The sequence below is a fragment of the Streptomyces sp. NPDC059371 genome (genome assembly GCF_042751995.1).
In the GTDB taxonomy this organism is placed as follows: domain Bacteria; phylum Actinomycetota; class Actinomycetes; order Streptomycetales; family Streptomycetaceae; genus Streptomyces.
On the sequence record NZ_JBHYXD010000086.1, the window covers coordinates 16,662 to 36,316 of the forward strand.

General features: G+C 70.1%; 16 protein-coding genes and 2 pseudogenes. 9 read left to right on the top strand and 9 right to left on the bottom strand.

Annotated features, from left to right (window positions below; genetic code table 11):
• Positions 1-471: 471 nt before the first annotated feature.
• Positions 472-1,731, top strand: a pseudogene (locus ACFXGX_RS33285) (ATP-binding protein); the annotation flags it as partial.
• Positions 1,732-1,791: 60 nt separating this feature from the next.
• Here ACFXGX_RS33285 and ACFXGX_RS33290 read toward each other — a convergent pair.
• A complete protein-coding gene (locus ACFXGX_RS33290) occupies positions 1,792-2,349 on the bottom strand; it encodes a hypothetical protein (protein ID WP_384798779.1) in 558 nt (185 codons plus the stop codon).
• 347 nt (positions 2,350-2,696) lie between these two features.
• Between ACFXGX_RS33290 and kdpF (ACFXGX_RS33295) the strand changes: the two genes are divergently transcribed.
• The 6 genes from kdpF (ACFXGX_RS33295) to ACFXGX_RS33320 all read left to right on the top strand — a co-directional run bounded on the left by kdpF (ACFXGX_RS33295) (position 2,697) and on the right by ACFXGX_RS33320 (position 10,691).
• The gene (gene kdpF / locus ACFXGX_RS33295) at positions 2,697-2,786 is read left to right on the top strand and encodes a K(+)-transporting ATPase subunit F (protein ID WP_384798782.1); all 90 of its coding nucleotides are present in this window, start codon (positions 2,697-2,699) and stop codon (positions 2,784-2,786) included.
• Between the two features lie 8 nt (positions 2,787-2,794).
• Positions 2,795-4,474, top strand: coding sequence for a potassium-transporting ATPase subunit KdpA (kdpA, locus tag ACFXGX_RS33300; protein ID WP_384798785.1), 1,680 nt, complete (start codon positions 2,795-2,797; stop codon positions 4,472-4,474).
• Positions 4,471-6,606: a potassium-transporting ATPase subunit KdpB gene (gene kdpB / locus ACFXGX_RS33305; RefSeq protein ID WP_384798788.1), complete on the top strand. Its 2,136-nt coding sequence runs from the start codon at positions 4,471-4,473 to the stop codon at positions 6,604-6,606. Before kdpA ends, kdpB begins: the two co-directional genes overlap by 4 nt.
• Before the next feature lie 5 nt (positions 6,607-6,611).
• Entirely contained in the window at positions 6,612-7,280 is a 669-nt protein-coding gene (locus ACFXGX_RS33310; RefSeq protein ID WP_384798791.1) for a potassium-transporting ATPase subunit C, read from the top strand.
• Between the two features lie 121 nt (positions 7,281-7,401).
• The gene (locus ACFXGX_RS33315; RefSeq protein ID WP_384798794.1) at positions 7,402-8,085 is read left to right on the top strand and encodes a response regulator; all 684 of its coding nucleotides are present in this window, start codon (positions 7,402-7,404) and stop codon (positions 8,083-8,085) included.
• A 59-nt stretch (positions 8,086-8,144) separates the two neighbouring features.
• Complete coding sequence (locus ACFXGX_RS33320; RefSeq protein WP_384798797.1) at positions 8,145-10,691, top strand: ATP-binding protein; 2,547 nt, start codon at positions 8,145-8,147, stop codon at positions 10,689-10,691.
• 98 nt (positions 10,692-10,789) lie between these two features.
• On the opposite strand, the gene ACFXGX_RS33325 is transcribed toward ACFXGX_RS33320, so the two are convergent.
• On the bottom strand, positions 10,790-11,077 hold the full coding sequence (locus ACFXGX_RS33325; protein WP_384798800.1) for a hypothetical protein: 288 nt from the start codon (positions 11,075-11,077) through the stop codon (positions 10,790-10,792).
• Between the two features lie 54 nt (positions 11,078-11,131).
• On the opposite strand from ACFXGX_RS33325, the gene ACFXGX_RS33330 reads away from it, so the two are divergent.
• On the top strand, positions 11,132-11,863 hold the full coding sequence (locus tag ACFXGX_RS33330) for a MerR family transcriptional regulator (protein ID WP_384798803.1): 732 nt from the start codon (positions 11,132-11,134) through the stop codon (positions 11,861-11,863).
• A gap of 86 nt (positions 11,864-11,949) precedes the next feature.
• Here ACFXGX_RS33330 and ACFXGX_RS33335 read toward each other — a convergent pair.
• The 7 genes and pseudogenes from ACFXGX_RS33335 to ACFXGX_RS33365 form a co-directional block, all read right to left on the bottom strand.
• Positions 11,950-12,297, bottom strand: a pseudogene (locus ACFXGX_RS33335) (potassium-transporting ATPase subunit KdpA); the annotation flags it as partial.
• 294 nt (positions 12,298-12,591) lie between these two features.
• Positions 12,592-12,681 carry a K(+)-transporting ATPase subunit F gene (kdpF, locus tag ACFXGX_RS33340; RefSeq protein ID WP_384798806.1) on the bottom strand — a complete coding sequence of 30 codons (90 nt, stop codon included), beginning with the start codon at positions 12,679-12,681 and terminating at the stop codon, positions 12,592-12,594.
• A gap of 139 nt (positions 12,682-12,820) precedes the next feature.
• Positions 12,821-14,209 (bottom strand): diaminopimelate decarboxylase, encoded by a 1,389-nt coding sequence (lysA, locus tag ACFXGX_RS33345; protein WP_384798809.1) that lies wholly within the window; start codon positions 14,207-14,209, stop codon positions 12,821-12,823.
• Positions 14,210-14,218: 9 nt separating this feature from the next.
• A complete protein-coding gene (locus ACFXGX_RS33350; protein WP_384798812.1) occupies positions 14,219-14,632 on the bottom strand; it encodes an SAV_915 family protein in 414 nt (137 codons plus the stop codon).
• Positions 14,633-15,163: 531 nt separating this feature from the next.
• Positions 15,164-16,411 carry a ricin-type beta-trefoil lectin domain protein gene (locus tag ACFXGX_RS33355; RefSeq protein WP_384798814.1) on the bottom strand — a complete coding sequence of 416 codons (1,248 nt, stop codon included), beginning with the start codon at positions 16,409-16,411 and terminating at the stop codon, positions 15,164-15,166.
• Positions 16,412-16,583: 172 nt separating this feature from the next.
• A complete protein-coding gene (locus ACFXGX_RS33360) occupies positions 16,584-17,201 on the bottom strand; it encodes a VanZ family protein (protein WP_384798817.1) in 618 nt (205 codons plus the stop codon).
• A 276-nt stretch (positions 17,202-17,477) separates the two neighbouring features.
• Complete coding sequence (locus tag ACFXGX_RS33365) at positions 17,478-18,128, bottom strand: DUF4230 domain-containing protein (protein ID WP_384798820.1); 651 nt, start codon at positions 18,126-18,128, stop codon at positions 17,478-17,480.
• Between the two features lie 462 nt (positions 18,129-18,590).
• On the opposite strand from ACFXGX_RS33365, the gene ACFXGX_RS33370 reads away from it, so the two are divergent.
• Positions 18,591-19,544 (top strand): ribose-phosphate diphosphokinase, encoded by a 954-nt coding sequence (locus ACFXGX_RS33370; RefSeq protein ID WP_384798823.1) that lies wholly within the window; start codon positions 18,591-18,593, stop codon positions 19,542-19,544.
• Positions 19,545-19,655 lie beyond the last annotated feature (111 nt).

Here is a 19,655-nt window from a genome sequence, read left to right on the forward strand (position 1 = left end):
CGGGTGGGGGCCGGGGGGCGGGCGGGCGCGGGGCCCCCCCCCCCCCACCGCCGCACACGGACGCCGGCGGCGGGGAGACGACGAGAAGGCCGCCGCGTGCTCGGCCGTCCTGAGGCGCCTTGTCCGCAAGCGCCGAACCGGTGCTCGCGGAGCAGAGCCGACAGGCCACTGACGTCCACGGCCCCTCCGGCGGCCGAAGCGAAATCTAACGCGTTCCACCTGCCGAACTGAGCCGGGCGGCAAGACATTTGCGCCCCTCATACGGCAGACCGGGCAGCGACGTCAACGTCCCGTCAAGGACACCTGATCAAGCGTCAGGAGGGCGTCAACAGGCGATGTCCGCGGCCGAAACCGGTCGCAGACTGAGCGGCACGGGGGACACGGGGGACACGGGCGACCGTCCGTGGAGTGCCGTGAAGACTGTGTCAAGGGGCGTGCCGAGGGACTCCCGGAAGGACTTCGCTGGGAGAAGTACCACTGCTCTTCCTCCTGGCCGTGGTGGGGGTGGCCTGCATCGGCGGGGTCGCGTCCGCGGTGATCGCGTCGGTGACGGCGTCCGTGCTGCTCAACTACTGGTTCATGCCGCCGATAGGCCGGTTCACGCTGAACGATCCGAACGCGTTGCTGGCCCTGGCAGTCTTCGCGATCGTGGCCGCCGTAGTGGCGGCGGTCGTGGACCGCTCCCTGCGCCTGTCGAGACGCTCGGCGCGGGCGACGGCCGAGGCGGAGACCATGTCCTCGCTGGCCGGCACCATCGTGCGCGGTGGCGCGACGATCCCCGCGCTCGTGGAACGTACCCGGGAGACGTTCGGCATGGACTCGGCGGAGCTGGTCGACGAGCCGGCCGGAGGCGACGGCGTGACCGCCGTCCCCGCGGGGCCCGGCGCCTTCCTCGTCCTGCGCGGCCGCGCCCTCCCGTCCTCCGAGAGGCGTGTACTGACCGCGTTCGCCGCGCACGTCGGCGCCGCCGTGGAGCGGGCCCGGCTCGCCGAGGCCGCCGCCGAGGTCGAACCGGTCAGGGCCGCCGACCGGATGCGGACCGCCCTGCTGCGAGCCGTCGGGCACGATCTGCGCACGCCGCTCGCCGCGGGCTGGGCGGCCGTCGCCTCGCTGCGCAGCCGCGACGTGGAGTTCTCGGCAGCGGACCGGGACGAGCTCCTGGCCACCGCCGACGAGTCGATGGCCAAGCTGAACCGGCTCGTGGAGAACCTGCTCGACCTCAGCAGGCTCCAGGCCGGCGCGCTCACCCTGAACCTGCGCGCCACCACGCTGGAGGAGATTCTGCCGGTGGCGCTGGCGGACGTCCCCGAGGTCGAGGTGGGGGACCTGGCGGACATTCCGGCCGTGCCGGCCGACCCGCCGCTGCTGGAACGGGTGATCGCCAACCTCGTCGGCAACGCGGTGCGTCACACTCCGCCGGAGCGCAAGGTCCTGCTGACGGCCAGCGCCCACGCGGGCCGCGTGGAACTGCGCGTCGTCGACCGGGGGCCGGGACTGCCGCCGGGATCCCGGGACCGGTTGTTCGAGCCGTTCCAGAGGCTGGGAGACACGGACAACACGACCGGCCTGGGCCTGGGCCTGGCCCTCTCCAAGGGCCTCACCGAGGCGATGGACGGCACGCTCACCCCTGAGGACACCCCCGGCGGGGGCCTGACCATGGTGCTGTCCCTGCCGTTCGCCGAGCGGGCGGAGCACCCCGGCGAAACGCGGAGCGCAGGAGAGGGCCTGTGAGGAACCGCTGACGCCGGCTCGCCGTCGGACCGGACTCGGCGTGCCGCCGCGTCCGGAGGCTCAGTCCAGGCCGGAGACCTTGAACACGGTCCGGGCGTTCTCCCGGTCGATCCGCTCGGAGAGCCGGAGCAGGGCCGTCTGCCCACAGGTCAGCGATCCACCGGTCGCGGACCTGTGGGCGTCCTCGTCGAGGCGGTGCCACAGGTCGGGGTTGTTCATCAGGACCTGGAGGCTGATCTCGACCCGGCCGCCGGGCACGTCACGCAGCACGAGTCGTTGCGAGACCCCGTCCACGCACCGCACCGACACCAGGAGGTCGGTGCGGACCAGCCGCTTCCGCAGCAGTCCGCGCGAGGCCAGCCAGCCCTCACCGGCGGTGACCCTGGGCGGGAACAGGATCAGGAACAGGAGTACGGCGAGGCCGGCCCAGAGCGCTCCGCGTACGGCGGTGAGGCTGTCGGCCCCCCAGTCGATCAGCAGGAGAAGGACGAGGATGACGGCCGCGCACTGAACGGCACTGCGCAGATCCTTGGCCCAGCGGCGATCGTGCAGCACTTCCGCGGGAGGATCCAGGTGCGGGTGGACCGCGTCGTGCCGGCCCTCGTAGCGGCGTTCCATAGGACTGAAGGTAGAGACCCGCAGGGCGGGGCGCTCGTACCTTGACGCGACTCTGACGGGTGTCCGCGGGACGCCCGGCCGGTGCAGATTCCCGGGGCTTTTGTGCGGACGGGGGATCGGATCGCGCAGACGGATCACCCGGCCGTCAGGGATGCGTCAAAGGTGCTCCAGTCGCCGTAAGGGGGCCGTCAACGGTGGCCGAATCCGGCTGGAGAGGCGGTTACCTCTAACCGTCAGTTCAATCCGCCCCTCTCCTAGGAGTTCACGATGGCCGACGTGGCCTTCGTCGTCACCACGATCGCGGTGTTCGCGCTGGTGGCCCTCGTCGCCAAGGGGGTGACGAAGCTGTGACCGCCGAGAACATTGTCGGCCTGATCGTGGCCGTCGCCCTGCTGGGCTATCTCGTTGCCGCCCTTGTCTTCCCGGAGAGGTTCTGAGCCTCGATATGAGTCCCGTTCTCGCCGGCGCGCTGCAGATGCTGGCTCTCATAGCGGCACTGGCACTCGCCTACCGCCCCCTCGGCGACTACATGGCCCGGGTCTACTCCTCGAAGAAGCACCTGCGAATCGAGAAGTGGATCTACAAGGGCATCGGCGCCAACCCGAACACGGAGATGCGCTGGCCCGCGTACCTGCGCGGTGTCCTCGCCTTCTCCGCCGTCAGCGTCCTCTTCCTCTACCTCCTCCAGCGCGTCCAGGGTCACCTGCCCGGCTCGCTCGGCTTCAAGGCCATCGACCCGGACCAAGCGTTCAACACCGCCGCGTCGTTCGTGTCGAACACCAACTGGCAGTCGTACTACGGCGAGCAGGCCATGGGCCACGTCGTGCAGACCGCCGGTCTGGCCGTGCAGAACTTCGTCTCCGCCGCCGTCGGCATCGCGGTGGCGGTGGCCCTGGTCCGCGGCTTCGCCCGCTCGCGCACCGGTGAGCTGGGCAACTTCTGGGCGGACCTGGTCCGCGGCACGGTCCGCATCCTGATCCCCATCTCGGTGGTCGGCGCGATCATCCTGGTCGCGTGCGGCGCGATCCAGAACTTCGCCGGCATCCACGAGGTCGGCCAGTTCTTCAATGGGCACAGCATGGGCGGGTCGCAGCAGTGGAACGGCGGCGCGGTCGCCTCCCAGGAGGCCATCAAGGAGCTGGGCACCAACGGCGGCGGCTACTTCAACGCCAACAGCGCCCACCCCTTCGAGAACCCGACCCCGTTCTCGAACCTCTTCGAGATCTTCCTGATCCTGGTGATCCCGTTCGCGCTGACCCGCACCTTCGGTCAGATGGTCGGCAGCCTGAAGCAGGGCTACGCGATCCTCGCCGCGATGGTGACCATCTGGGTCGGATTCACGGCTTTGATGATGTGGACCGAGTTCCACCACCACGGTCCGGCGTTCCAGATCGCGGGCGGCGCGTTGGAGGGCAAGGAGACCCGCTTCGGCGTCGGCGGCTCGTCCATCTTCGCGGTGGCGACCACCCTGACCTCTACCGGCGCGGTGGACTCCTTCCACTCCTCGTTCACCGGCCTCGGCGGCGGTATCACCCTGCTGGGCATGCAGCTCGGCGAGATCGCCCCCGGCGGCACCGGATCCGGCCTCTACGGCATGCTGATCATGGCGATCATCGCGGTGTTCATCGCCGGTCTGATGGTCGGCCGCACCCCCGAGTACCTGGGCAAGAAGATCGGCACCCGCGAGATCAAGTTCGCGGCCCTGTACATCCTCATCACCCCCGCGCTGGCGCTGGTGTTCACCGCCGCCGCGATGGCCCTGCCCACCCCGGGCAACTCGATGACCAACTCCGGCGCGCACGGATTCTCCGAGATCCTCTACGCCTACACCTCGGGCGCCAACAACAACGGCTCGGCCTTCGCCGGTCTGAACGCGGACACGCAGTGGTTCAACACCACCATCGGGCTCGCGATGCTGCTGGGCCGCTTCCTGCCGATGGTGTTCGTCCTCGCGCTGGCGGGATCGCTCGCCGAGCAGAGGCCGGTGCCGGCCACGGCGGGCACGCTGCGCACCGAGAAGCCGCTGTTCACCGGTCTTCTGGTGGGCGCGATCCTGATCATCACCGGTCTGACCTACTTCCCGGCGCTGGCGCTGGGTCCGCTGGCCGAGGGGCTGGCGTCATGACCACTCGCACAGACAACCAAGAGGACGCCGTGTCCACGACTACTCCCACTCGGGCGCCGCACAGTGATGTGCCGACCGGCCACAAGGACGAAGGCAAGGTCGGCGCGGGTCTCTTCGACCCGAAGCAACTGCTGAAGTCGCTGCCGGACGCCTTCCGCAAGCTCGACCCGCGGACCATGGTCAAATCGCCCGTGATGTTCGTGGTGTGGATCGGCTCGGTCCTGACCACCGTCTTCTCCTTCAAGGACCCGGGCGACTGGTTCGGCTGGGCGATCAGCGCCTGGCTGTGGCTCACCGTCGTCTTCGCCAACCTGGCGGAGGCGGTGGCCGAGGGACGCGGCAAGGCCCAGGCCGACACCCTGCGCAAGGCCAAGACCGACACGGTCGCGCGCCGGCTGCTGAAGGACGGCCGGTCCGAGGAGCAGGTGCCGGGCACCGAACTGAAGATCGGTGACCTGGTCGTCTGCGAGGCCGGCGACATCATCCCCGGCGACGGTGACGTCGTCGAGGGCGTCGCGTCCGTCGACGAGTCGGCCATCACCGGCGAGTCGGCCCCGGTCATCCGCGAGTCCGGCGGCGACCGGTCGGCCGTCACCGGCGGCACGAAGGTCCTCTCCGACCGGATCGTCATCAGGATCACGACGAAGCCCGGCGAGACCTTCATCGACCGGATGATCGCCCTGGTCGAGGGCGCGGCCCGGCAGAAGACGCCCAACGAGATCGCGCTGAACATCCTGCTGGCCTCGCTGACGATCGTCTTCCTGCTGGCCTGTGCCACGCTGCCGCCGTTCGCGGACTACGCGGGCACGCACCTGACGATGGTCGTACTGGTGGCCCTGCTGGTCTGCCTGATCCCGACCACCATCGGCGCCCTGCTCTCCGCGATCGGCATCGCCGGCATGGACCGGCTCGTGCAGCGCAACGTGCTCGCCATGTCCGGACGTGCCGTCGAGGCCGCGGGTGACGTCTCCACCCTGCTGCTGGACAAGACCGGCACCATCACCCTGGGCAACCGGCAGGCCTCGGAGTTCGTCCCGGTGACGGGGACGACCGAGTCCGAGGTCGCCGACGCCGCCCAGCTCTCCTCGCTGGCCGACGAGACCCCCGAAGGCCGCTCGATCGTCGTCCTGGCGAAGGAGAAGTACGGGCTGCGCGAGCGCCACCAGGGCGAACTCTCGGGCGCCGAGTGGATCGCCTTCACCGCCCAGACCCGCATGTCCGGCGTCGACATCGACGGCCGCAAGATCCGCAAGGGCGCGGCCGGTTCGGTCATCACCTGGGTCAAGGAGCGGGACGGCGAGGTGTCGGCCGATGCGGACACCCTCTCCAACCGGATCTCCGAGGCGGGCGGCACCCCGCTGCTGGTGGCCGTCGAGGACGAGCGGGGAGCCCGGGTTCTCGGGGTCATCCACCTCAAGGACGTCGTCAAGGAGGGCATGCGGGAGCGGTTCGACGAGCTGCGCCGCATGGGCATCAAGACCGTCATGATCACGGGCGACAACCCGCTGACCGCCAAGGCGATCGCCGAGGAGGCGGGCGTCGACGACTTCCTCGCGGAGGCGACTCCCGAGGACAAGATGGCGCTCATCAAGCGGGAGCAGGCCGGCGGCAAGCTCGTCGCGATGACCGGCGACGGCACGAACGACGCCCCCGCGCTCGCCCAGGCCGACGTCGGCGTGGCCATGAACACCGGAACCTCGGCCGCCAAGGAGGCCGGGAACATGGTGGACCTGGACTCCAACCCCACCAAGCTCATCGAGATCGTCGAGATCGGCAAGCAACTGCTGATCACCCGGGGCGCGTTGACGACGTTCTCCATCGCCAACGATGTCGCGAAGTACTTCGCGATCATCCCGGCGCTGTTCGCGGCCGTCTACCCGGGCCTGGACAAGCTCAACATCATGCACCTGTCCTCGCCCGACTCCGCGATCCTCTCCGCGGTCATCTTCAACGCGCTCATCATCATCGCGCTGGTCCCGCTCTCCCTCAGGGGCGTCCAGTACCGGCCGGTCAGCGCCGACAAGCTGCTCCGCCGCAACCTCGGAATCTACGGACTCGGCGGCCTGGTCGCCCCGTTCATCGGCATCAAGCTCATCGACCTGCTCATCTCCCTCATCCCCGGAATCGGCTGATCTGCATGAACAACTCGGTTACCAACACGGCCCGGTTGCTGTGGGCCGGCCTGCGGGCGCTCCTCGTGCTCACCGTGCTGACGGGAGTGATCTACCCGCTCGCCGTCACCGGGGTCGCCCAAGGCCTGTTCGGCGGCAAGGCGAACGGCTCGGAGATCAAGGCGGACGGCAAGGTCGTCGGCTCGTCCCTGATCGGGCAGTCCTACAACCTGCCGCTGAAGAAGGGCCAGGAGACCCCGGAACCCGACCTGAAGTGGTTCCAGGGACGCCCCGCCAACGGTCTGGGGACGAACTCGGTCAACACGCAGTACAAACTGATCCTGTCCGGAGCCACCAACCGTTCCGGTGACAACGCCGACCTGATCAAGTGGGTCAAGGACGCCAAGGCCGCGGTCGTCAAGGACAACTCGGTGAACGGCTACACGGTGAAGCCTTCGGACGTGCCCGCCGACGCGGTCACCTCCTCCGGCTCCGGCCTCGACCCGGACATCTCGCCGGACTACGCCGACATCCAGGTCCACCGGATCGCCGAGAAGAACGGACTGTCGGTCGCCCAGGTGCAGAAGCTGGTCGACGAGCACACCGACGGCCGGAGCCTCGGCTTCATCGGCGAGCCCCGCGTCAACGTTCTCGAACTCAACATCGCGCTCAAGGAACTCGTGGCCAAGAGCTGATGGCCTTACCCGCGTTCCGCGGGAGTTGGCGGATCGGGAGGGCACACCCGTCCGTCAGCTCCCGCACTCATGAAGCCGGTGAAGTTCCGGCCCTCCGCACATTCAGGAAAGGCGCACTCCGATGACCCGAGTACTGGTGGTGGAGGACGATCCACAGCTCGTTCGGGCCCTCGTGATCAACCTGCAGGCACGCCGCTACGGCGTCGACCCGGCGCCCGACGGCACCACCGCGCTGCGCCTGGCCGCCGCCCGGCAGCCCGACGTGGTCCTGCTCGATCTGGGGCTGCCCGACATGGACGGCACGGACGTGATCAGGGCCCTGCGCGGCTGGACCCGCGTACCGATCCTGGTGCTGTCCGCGCGGCGGGCCTCCGACGAGAAGGTCGCCGCGCTCGACGCGGGCGCCGACGACTACATCACCAAGCCGTTCAGCATGGACGAACTGCTGGCCCGACTGCGTGCCGCCGTCCGCCGCACCGAGGACGCTCCGCTCGCTCCCGACACGACACTCGTCACGACGGACGGCTTCACCATCGACCTGCTCGCCAAGAAGGCCACACGCGGTGGAAACGACGTACGCCTCACCCCCACCGAATGGCATCTCCTGGAGATCCTGGTCACCAACCCCGGGCGGCTCGTCACGCAGAGGCACCTGTTGCAGGTGGTCTGGGGGGACTCGCAGAGCAACAAGACCAACTACCTGCGGGTCTACATGGCCCAGCTCCGCCGCAAACTCGAAGCCGACCCCGCCCACCCCCGGTACCTGATCACCGAGCCCGGTATGGGCTATCGCTTCGAGAACTGACTCCTCCTCCCGACCGACCCGGCCCCGGGCTCCACCCTCAGAGACGAAGAGACGAGAAGATGGCACGCGGCAAGCTTCGGATCTATCTCGGCGCGGCACCGGGCGTGGGCAAGACGTACTCGATGCTGTCCGAAGCCCACCGGCGCGTCGAGCGGGGGACCGACTGCGTGGTCGCCTTCGTGGAGCACCACAACCGGCCGCGTACCGAGGTGATGCTGCACGGTCTGGAACAGATCCCGCGCAGGGAACTGGAGTACCGCGGTGGTGTCTTCACCGAAATGGACGTGGACGCGGTGCTGGCCCGCCACCCCCAGGTGGCCCTGGTCGACGAGCTGCCGCACACGAACATCCCCGGCTCCCGCAACGCCAAGCGCTGGCAGGACGTGGAGGAACTGCTCGCCGCCGGCATCGACGTGATCTCGACCGCCAACATCCAGCATCTGGAGTCGCTGGGTGACGTCGTCGAGTCGATAACGGGTGTGCGGCAGCGTGAGACGGTCCCGGACGAGGTGGTGCGGCGGGCGGACCAGATCGAGCTGGTCGACATGTCGCCACCCGCGCTGCGCCGCCGGATGGCCCACGGCAACATCTACAAGCCCGACAAGGTCGACGCGGCTCTGTCCAACTACTTCCGGCCCGGCAACCTCACCGCTCTGCGCGAGCTGGCCCTGCTCTGGGTCGCCGACCGCGTCGACGAGTATCTGAACGAGTACCGCAGCGAGCACGAGGTCTCCAGGATCTGGGGCTCGCGTGAACGGATCGTCGTCGGACTCACCGGCGGCCCCGAGGGCCGGACGCTGATCCGCCGCGCCGTACGTCTCGCGGAGAAGGGAGCCGGCGGCGAGGTGCTCGCGGTCTACATCTCCCGGAGCGACGGCCTGAGCAGCGCCTCGCCCAAGGAACTGGCGGTCCAGCGATCCCTGGTCGAGGACCTCGGCGGCACCTTCCACCACGTCATCGGCGACGACGTTCCGACGGCGCTCCTCGACTTCGCGCGGGGTGCGAACGCCACACAGATCGTTCTCGGCGTGTCCCGTCGCCGGGGATGGCAGTACGTCTTCGGGCCGGGCGTCGGCTCCACGGTCGCCCGCGAGTCGGGGCCCGACCTCGACGTCCACCTCATCACCCATAACGAGGCGGGCAAGGGGCGCGGTCTGCCGGTGGCCCGGAGCGCGCGGCTCGGCCGTTCGCGGGTTGTCCGGGGCTGGCTGGTCGGTGTGGCCGGCCCGGCTCTCCTCACCTCGCTCCTCACCGGCGTCGCCCCTGAAGTCGGCCTGGCCAACGACATGTTGCTGTTCCTGGCGCTGACGGTGGCCGCGGCGCTGCTGGGCGGGCTGCTTCCCGCGCTGGCCTCCGCGGTGGTGGGCTCGCTGCTCCTGAACTGGTTCTTCACCCCGCCCGTCCACACCCTGACGATCGCCGACCCGAAGAACATCGTCGCCATCGCGATCTTCGTCGGCGTCGCCGTGTCGGTCGCCTCGGTCGTCGACCTCGCGGCACGGCGAACGCACCAGGCGGCCCGGCTGCGCGCCGAATCGGAGATCCTCTCCTTCCTCGCGGGCAGCGTGCTGCGCGGGGAGACCAGCCTGGAGGCGCTCCTGGAACGGGTCCGGGAGACATTCGCCATGGAGTCGGTGGCCCTGTTGGAGAGGGCCGGCGAAGTCGATCCCTGGACCTGCGCGGGAAGCGTGGGCTCGCGTGCCGCGGTCGAACGACCGGAAGACGCGGACGTGGACATGCCGATCGGAGACCGTATGGCGCTGGCGCTGTCCGGGCGGGTGCTGCCCGCAGAGGACCGGCGGCTGCTGGCGGCGTTCGCCGCACAGGCGGCCGTGGTGCTGGACCGCCGACGCCTCCGGTACGAAGCCGACCAGTCCCGGACGCTGGCCGAGGGCAACCGCATCCGCACCGCCCTGCTGGCAGCAGTCAGCCATGACCTGCGTACCCCGCTCGCCGGGATCAAGGCCGCCGTCTCGTCGCTGCGTTCGGACGACGTGGCCTGGTCGGAGGAGGACAAGGCGGAGCTGCTGGAAGGCATCGAGGAGGGCACGGACCGTCTCGACCACCTGGTGGGCAACCTGCTGGACATGTCCCGGCTGCAGACCGGCACGGTCGCTCCGCTGATCCGGGAGATCGACCTGGACGAGGTGGTCCCGATGGCACTCGGCGGCGTCCCCGAGGACGGTGTGGTCCTGGATATCCCGGAGAGCCTGCCGATGGTGGCCGTCGACTCCGGGCTGCTGGAGCGTGCCGTCGCCAATCTGGTCGAGAACGCGGTCAAGTACAGCCCCTCGGGTGAGCGGGTCCTGGTGGCCGCCAGTGCCATCGCCGACCGGGTGGAGGTACGGGTGGTGGACCGTGGCCCGGGTGTCCCCGACGAGGCCAAGGACCGGGTCTTCGAGCCGTTCCAGCGCTACGGCGACGCTCCGCACGGCGCCGGGGTCGGCCTGGGCCTCGCGGTGGCGCGGGGCTTCACCGAGGCGATGGGCGGCACCCTCGACGCCGAGGACACCCCCGGCGGTGGGCTCACCATGGTTCTCAGACTCCCCGTCGCGACCGGATTCCAGCCGGTTCGCCCGGACCTGCCGGCGACCGTCACCTCCTAGAGGAGCCGATGTCCCGTCGGCACGGGACCAAAGGCCCCGGCCGGCGCGGAACACCCCTTCCGCACCGCGCGGGCAATCGGGACAGCGGCTTCGGATCCTCAGTCCCGATGGCCGTCGGCCGGTGCCTTCAGCAGCCGGTCCAGCTCCTTCCCGGCCTCGTCGTACCCTGCGTCGCAGATCCGTTGCAGCTCGCGCAGGTCACCGGACGCGGCCGCGCGTCGAGTAAGCAGGAACCCGGCGCGCATGGATCCCTCGTCCAGCAGCTCGCTCAGCTCCCCGGTGTCACCGGCCGCGTCGGTGAGGTCGGCCAGCCGGTCCAACGCGGTCTCGTTTCCCTCATCGGCCAGCGCGCGCAGGGTAGCCCGATCGATGTTCATGTTCGCCATGACGCCATGCTGCACCCCTGCCCCAGGGGAAGGGTCAAGTGGGACGATGGTCAGGTGATCACCATCGGGCAGCTTGCCAGGTACGTCGGTGTGTCGATCAAGACCATCCGCGTCTATCACGACAAGGGGCTGCTCCCCGAGCCCGACCGCGACGCGTCCGGCTACCGGAGGTACGGCGCGAACGACGCCATCGACCTGATCAAGATCCGGACGCTCGCCGAAGCCGGCGTCCCCCTGGCCCGTATCCGGGACCTGAGATCAGCGAGCGACGAGGAGTTCCAGCAGGCACTGCGGGACATCGACGACGAGCTCACCGACCGTATCCGTGGCCTGGCGGCGACGCGGGGGCGCCTGCGCCGGCTCGCCTCCGGGCAGCCGGCCCCGCTGCCCACCGAGGTCGGCGCCCACCTGGAGGACCTGGCACGCTGGGGATTCACACCCCGGTGGGTGGACCTGCAACGAGACCTGTGGATCCTCGTGTTCGCCGCCCACCCGGACCGTGCGACCGCCCTGTTCCACGACCAGGCCGAGAGCCTGGCCCACCCGGCACTGCGACAGCTCTTCCTCGACTACGACCAGGCGCACGATCTCGACGCCGACGATCCCCGCATCGACGACCTCGCCCGTCGGATCACCGAGGCGAGTCAGGAGCGCTACGGCGCCGACGAACCACCCGGGGTGGAAGCGGCCTCCGAGATCCCCGCTCTCATCCAGTCCACGGTCAACGCCTCGTCCCCTGCCTGGCGGCGACTCGACACGCTGATCCGCGCGCGACTGGGCGTATGACACCGGGGGAGCGTCGTCGCCGGCCCCGCGGTGTCGTGCCGTACCGGCTGAGCCTGTGACGGGCCGGGAACTCAGCCGGTACGGGGTCACAGGAGCCCGTCCGCGATGGTGCCCAGGGACAGCGCCGGCAGGAAGTTGAGCAGCGCCAGGATGACGGCCGCGGCCGTGGCGAGGACGACGAAGTTGACGCCCTGGGCGCGCAGCGTGCCGACCGTGACGACGCCCGGCTGCTGCTTGGCGAGCCGCCCGGCCAGAGCCAGCACGGCGATCATCGGGAGGTACCGCCCCGCCAGCATCGCGACCACCATCAGGAGATTGTGGAAATCGGTGGCGCCGTTGAAGCCCGCCATCGCACTGCCGTTGCTGTTGGTGTTGCTGGTGTAGGCGTAGATCAGCTCCGTCAGGCCGTGCGCCCCCGGGTTGCCCATCGAGGTCCGCCAGGTTGGCGAAGATCACCGTCAGCCACAGCCAGCCGGTGATCAGCCAGCCGAAGAGACTGGGGTGGACCACCGCGATGCCCGTGGTCAGCGCGGCACCGACCTCGGTCACGAACATGACCGGGTTACGGAACAGGGCCACCGGATTCAGCTTGGTGAACGCCTGCGGGAGCGCGCGCCACAACTGTGTCGGATCGAGCATTCCGGCGCCGACCCGGCGCGGCGGCCGTTCGGTTCCGGGAGGAGGGGAGTCGGGCACGGGCGTGGGCAGAGTCCGGGCGGGGGCGGTCATCAGAACTTCTCCGGCTTGACCAGGGCGACGATCAGATAGGCGAGCACGGAGACGGCCACGATCAGGCCGACGCTGTTTTCGACGGTCATCGAGACCTCGTCCTCATGGGTGTAGGGGGCTGGTGCTGGGACCTTCGTGATCCCTCGGGCGGGCGTTCCGGGTGGTCGCTCGCCCCGCGGCCTCCGCCGGGCGAGAGCCACGGCGGAGGCCGGAACAGGAGCAGGGGGACTAGAGCCCGACGTCGCGGCGGTTCATGTCGTCCAGCGACTCGCGGCGTACGAGGACGCGGGCGATGCCGTCGGCGACCGCGACCACCGGGGGCCGGCCGACGAGGTTGTAACCGGACGCCATGGACAGGTGGTAGGCGCCGGCCGCGGGGACGGCCAGGAGATCGCCGGGGTGTACGTCGCCAGGGAGCGCCACCTCGTCCGCGAGGACGTCACCCGCCTCGCAGTGCCGGCCCACGACGGTGACGAGGCGGGGCGGGGCGCCGGACGCGCGGCCGATCAGCCGGGGCGCGTACCGCACTCCGTACAGCGCGGGCCTCGGGTTGTCGCTCATGCCGCCGTCGACGGCGACGAAGGTGTGCTCCCCGGTGCGTTTGACGGCGAGGACCCGGTAGACGGCGACGCCGGCGGGGCCGACGATCGCGCGCCCGGGTTCGAGGGTGAGCCGGGGCACGGGCAGCCCGGCGCGAGCACAGCCGTCCTCGAGTTCGGCGCGGACCCGGCCGGCGAGAACCCCGATGCTCAGGCTCTCCTCGCCGGGCCGGTAGGCGATGGCGTGGCCGCCGCCGATGTCGAGCTGAGGGAGGGCGATTCCGTGCTGGTCGCGGATCCGGGCCATCAGCCCGACCATGCGGCGCACGGCGGCGACGTACGGCTTCACGGAGGCGATCTGCGAGCCGATGTGGCAGTGCAGGCCGACGAGTTCGAGGTGCGGTTGGTCGAGTATCCGGGTGACGGCGTGCTGCGCGGACCCGTCCGTGATGGACAGCCCGAACTTCTGGTCGTCGGTGCCGGTGCGCACCTTGACATGCCCGCCGGCGGCGATGCCGGGCACCACCCGCACCAGGACCTTCTGGCGGCTGCCGGCGGGTGTGATCGCCGCCAGTCGGGCGATCTCCGAGGTGCTGTCCACGACGATGCGTCCGACACCGAGCCGGAGGGCCGCGTGGAGGTCCTCGGGGCTCTTGGCGTTGCCGTGCAGCACGATCTTCTCCGGCGGGAAGCCGGTGGTGACGGCGAGCGCGAGTTCCCCGGCGGAGCAGACGTCGAGGCCGAGCCCCTCCTCCTGAACCCAGTGCGCCATCGCCCGGGACAGGAACGCCTTCGCCGCGTACACGATGTCGGCCTCGGGGAGCGCCGTGCGGTACGCGCGGCAGCGCTCACGGACCTCCTGCTCGTCGAGGACGTACACGGGGGTGCCGAACCGGTCGGCGGCCTCGGCGAGGGAGACACCGCCGACGGAGACGTCGCCGTGGGGTTCGGGGCGGGTGGAGCGGGGCCAGACGGACAGGCCGTCGGCGTCTCTGTCGTCGGCACGGGCGGCGGTGCCCAGCGGGCGAGGCAGTTCCCGAAAGGGCAGTTCCCGAAGAGGGACGTCCTGGATGGACATGGTGTCTCCTCAGCCGATCAGCGGGTTCAGGCACGCGGCGACGGCGGCGCCGGTCACCCTGGGGGCGCCGGCGTGCTCGGGATGCCAGCGGTGCCAGGAGTTCTCGCGCTCACGGAACGTGGCCGTGGTGCGGCTGGCCGCGGGGGCGGAGAACTGCGGGTCGACGGTGAGGACCGTGACGCCCAGGGGCGCGGCGAGCGCGCGCAGCGCGGGTTCGGAGAGTCTGACGCAGGCCTGCTCGGTGCCCAGCGTGGCGGTGAGTTTCGCCCGTGAGGTGAAGGCGACGGCCGTACGGCCGCCCAGGGGGGTGCGGAAGAACCTGGCCGTACAGCCTGAGGGCCCCGACCGGACGGGGACGAAGAGAGGTCCGGCCGGGAAGCGTTCAGAGGGCTCGGGGTCCTCGGGATACTCGACTGGAGACATGGTGCTGCTCCTGGAGGAAGGCGACGTGTGTGCCCGGTCGGATCGGCCGGGCACTACGACGAAGCTATGCCCGCCCCACCAGGGCCTGGCCCCCTCGCTGACGGATGCTTGACGCGAAGTCCGGTACCCATAACGCGCTGCTGACGGCTGCGGGGACACCTGGTCGGCGCGGCGGGAGCGTCATCGGCGGAAGTGGTGCCGCGGTCGGCTCCGGGAGATGACGGGCAGGTCGGAGCGGTGAGGTGAGGGAGCGTGTGGAAGGGGCGATCCGGACGCCGCGCACGGAGCGCCGAGGCGCCACTGCCCGGCAGCGGATCCGCCGTGGTGGCCCGCGGCACGGGCGGATCGACCGCCGGACCTGCCGGCCGCGGCTCTGGCCGGTGTTCGGCGCTGCCCGTGCCCGCCTCCTGCGCGTCGGGCGTTCGCCTGACACAGGAACGGCGGGCACGGGTCACCGGCAGTGAGAACACGGGGCACCGGCAGTGAGAACGGGACATCTCGCATGCGAACCCGTCTCGCCCGAGCGGTCGGTCAGCCCACCGTCCACTTCTGGTTGGCGCCGCCGCCGCACGTCCAGATCTGCAGGCGGGTGCCGTTGGCCGAGTTGTTGCCCGTGACGTCCAGGCATTTGTTCGCCTGCGGATTCACGAGGTCGTGAGCCGCGGTGACCGTCCATTTCTGGTTTGGTCCGCCGGTGCAGTCCCAGAGCTGGACCGTCGAGCCGTCCGCCGTGCCGTTGCCCGTGACGTCCAGGCACTTGCCGAGCGCGCGGATCGTGCCGTCGGCGGACACCGTCCACTGCTGGGCGCCCGTTCCGTTGCAGTCGTAGAGCTGTACGGGCGTTCCGTTGGCGGAGTTGGCGGCGGCCACGTCCACGCACTTGCCCGCGAGGCCCTTGATCGGGCCGCTGGTGCCGCCCGAGCTGTCGCTCGTGGTCACCTTCACCTCGTCGACGACGAGTTGCTGCGGGAAGGAGGTGGAGCCGTCGGGGTCGCCCGGCCAGTATCCGCCGACCGCGAGGTTCAGGATCAGGAAGAACGGCTTGTTGAACACCCAGGTGTTGCCGCCGAGATCGGCGGGTGTGCGCCGCTGGTAGACCGTGCCGTCCACCGACCAGGTGATCGAGTTGGGCGCCCAGTCGACCGCGAAGGTGTGGAAGGCGTCCGCGAAGGCCTGGCCGTTCGGGAGGGAGTAACCGGCGCCGATACCGGCGGAGCCGGAGTACCCGGGACCGTGGATGGTGCCGTGCACGGTGGACGGCTCGAAGCCGACGTTCTCCATGACGTCGATCTCGCCGGAGTTCGGCCAGCCGACCTGCCCGATGTCGCTGCCCAGCATCCAGAACGCCGGCCACATGCCCTGCCCGCGCGGGATCTTCATCCGGGCCTCGACATGACCGTACGTCGACGTGAACTTCCCGGAGGTGTTCATCCGGGCCGACGTGTACTGGCAGGTGCCGTACCAGCACTGGTAGTTGGCCGGATTCTCCTTGCGGGCCGTGATCACCAGATGGCCCTGGCCGTCCAGTGCGGCGTTCTTGTTGCCCGACGTGTAGTACTGCCGCTCGTGGTTGTTGACGTTGTCGCCGGTCTCCAGCTGCCACTTGGAGGAGTCGACGGCCGAACCGGCGGCACCGTCGAAGGTGTCCTGGAACGTCACGGCCGCCGCGGCGGCCGCCGGACCCGCGTGGGCGGGAGCGGCGACGGCCGAGGCGGAGGCGACGAGCGCGGCGGACAGCGCGGCGAACAGACATCGGCGGAGCAGGCGTGGGGAGTCCATGACTCTCATTTCCGTACGGCCGCCCGTGACGGGTGAGCCGACTGAGGTGGGGGGTCAGTGGTGGGGGGATCCATGCTTCGCCTCTTGATTTAAGGAGTGAGGAAACGAGGTGTCAATACTCTGGTACGGACCAGCAGTTGACGTCGGCTCAGCCGCGAGCTCAGGCGCGAGCTCAGGCGCGAGAGCGCTTCCTGGGGTGAACGGCCCGGCCGAGCCGTCGGCCCAGGAGGAGGTAACCCACCAGCGCTCCGGTGGTGTTGAGGATGACGTCGTCGACGTCGAAGGAGCGGCCGGTGATGAGTGCTCCCTGGACGAGCTCGACCAGGAGCATGACCGCCGCTGTGAGCGCGATGACGCGCAGGATGCCGCGGGTCTTCGGGAACACCACCGGCATCAACACGCCGAAGGGCACCCCGAGCAGGAGGTTCCCGCCGATCTGCTTGACGGCGTCGCGCAGCTCGGGCTGGTCGAGATAGGCCCGCAGCGAGGCTCCGGGGTGAAGATTGTTGTGGATCAGCGCCGTGGACGCCGGTGAGGGCTCCAGTGTCAGCCGGGCCAGTACGACGGCGAACGCCACCATGGCCGCGAACGCGATCAGCATGGCCAGCAGCCGGAAGGGCAGTGCCAGGGCCCGGGTCTCCCGCTCCGGCGCCGGAGCCGGGGTCCGCTGAGGTGTCCTGCGGCCGAGGAAGGGCCACGACCTCTTGTCCGGCTTGTTCCGGCCCGTCTTCGAGGCCGTCCTGCCCCGGTCGGCCTTCGACGCCGACTTGCCTCGCCCGGCCTTCGGCACGGGCTTTCCCCGGTCCGATTCCGACTTCGGTGCCGGCTTCCCCCGGCCGGCCTTCGCGGCACGAGCGCGCAACGCGGTGCGGACCATGAGACCCTCCCCTTTTCAACCGCCCTCTGGTGCAGCCCGCTTACCCCGGGAGGGGCCGACAATGCCCGGCGTCTCGGCCCGAGGGAGGACTTTGGGACAAAGGGGCGGAGGACCTCGGCCGCGACGGACGCCGGCGCCGGTGCGGGGTGTGCCCGCCCCGGCGCCGACCGATGCCGGCGCCGCCCGGACTCAGGTCCCGTAGGTGACCGTCACGTCCGTGAAGCCGAGCGAGCGCAGCAGGCCCTCGAGCATGCTGGTGGTGTTCTCCTCGGCCCGTGCGGTGAGGCGGCTGTCCTTCGCGGCCTTGCCGATGTGCTGGGCCGCGAGGCGCTGCACGGCCCGCTCGTCGTTCGGGTTGTCCGAGAAGACGTCACCGAGCCGGTCGAACAGACCGCGCTGTTTCGAGACGGCGTAGGAGTGGTCGGGATCGAGGGCGGGTTTGCCGAGTGCCGCGTGCGGCAGTCGGAGCGTGGCCGACGTACGGTCGCCGTTGACCGTCACGTCCTTCTGGCCGATGCGCCCGAGATCGACATAGGCGTCGACGGTGCCGGCTCCCACGTACAGCGTGCGGGTGCCGCGGATCGCGTCGGGCAGGTACTTCGCGTCCTTCTCCAGGTCCACGACCACCTGGAAGTTGCCCGACGCGGCGTCGTAACGGCTCATGTCCTGGATGGACTTGAGCAGCGTGGGGCCCGAGTTGTCATGGGTCTCCGTGCCGAACACATCGCGCAGCCCCGGCAGAACGGCCAGCCGCAGCCCGGCGAACAGCACCACGAGCACCAGCACGAAGGCGGAGACCACCTTCGCCCAGCCGGGCATGCGTTTGATGGACGTCGTCATGTCGACTGTCCTCCTTTCGCCTGTCCGTGTACCCCCCAAGCCCCCTGACAGGCCGCCGGGTTGGTCCCCGGATCGCGTGGCGGAGGCGCGCGGCGCTGTCGCCCGGGGCCGGGTGGGCGGATGGTGCGGCGGACGGGACGGGACGGCCCGGACGGCCGAGACGCCGGTGGCCGGCCACAACCCCCCGGCCGCTGCCCGGCCCCAGCCCCCCGGCCGCTGCCCGGACATCGTTCGCCCGGCGGCGCGTGGCCCGTGCCCTTCGCGCGGGGCGCCCTCGTGCGGTGCCCCCGTACGGCCTCGCCGCCGGGGAGGGTCCGTGGCCTGCACGGCACCCCGCGAGCCGATCCGCAACCGGAAAGTCCCCGGTCGAAGGCCCGAAAGGTGGCCAGTAGCATGAGGTGCGCACTCCGGGCGATCTTGTGCCCGGCGACGCAATCCGGTTCGACCATGCGAGGAGCGGACGTGCGTGACATCGCCGTGTTCAGCGGTAGTGCCCATCCAGAGCTCGCGGCCGAGCTCTGCGCCCACCTCGGTGTGCCCCTCAGCCCGACCCGTGTCAGCCGGTTCGCCAACGACTGCCTCGAGGTGCAGCTCCAGGCCAACTGCCGCGAGCGTGATGTCTTCCTGGTGCAGCCCCTCGTCACTCCGGTGCAGGAACACCTGGTCGAACTGCTGATGATGTGCGACGCGGCGCGCGGTGCCTCTGCCGGGCGGATCACCGTGGTCATGCCGCACTATTCGTACGCGCGTTCGGACAAGAAGGACATGCCGCGGATCTCCCTCGGTGGCCGGCTCGTGGCGGACCTGCTGGTGGCGGCCGGGGCGAGCCGGGTCCTCGCGATGACACTGCACTCCCCGCAGGTGCACGGCTTCTTCTCGGTCCCCGTCGATCATCTGCACGCCCTGCGGGAGCTCGCCGCGCACTTCCGGTCCAACGACCTGTCGCGTACGACGGTGGTCTCGCCCGACCTCGGCAACGCGAAGGAGGCCGCCGCGTTCGCGCGGCTGATCGGCGCCCAGGTGGCCGCCGGTGCCAAGCAGCGGTTCGCCGACGACCGGGTGAGCATCTCCTCGGTCATCGGCGAGATCGCCGGGCGCGATGTCATCGTGCTGGACGACGAGATAGCCAAGGGCAGCACCGTTCTCGAACTCCTGGACCGGCTCCGAGAGTTGGGGCCGAAGTCGATCCGGGTCGCCTGCACCCACGGACTGTTCGCGGCGGGAGCGCTCAAGCGGCTCAGCGAACAGCCCGACGTACTGGAGATCGTCTGCACGAACACCGTGCCGGTCCCGGTCGAGGAGCACACCGAAAAGCTGAGCGTCCTGTCCATCGCCCCGGCGCTCGCCGAGGCGGTCCGGCGCATTCACAACGGTGAGTCCGTCAGCGCTCTGTTCGACGCGCCCCGGAACCAATAGACAGGAGGGAGCGGACCTTCCCTCCCCATGGCAGTCTCGGTCACCGAGAGCGGCCGCCAGGTGGTACGTGCGCCGCACGCGGAGTGGGGCCGCCCGGATGCACTCCGGGCG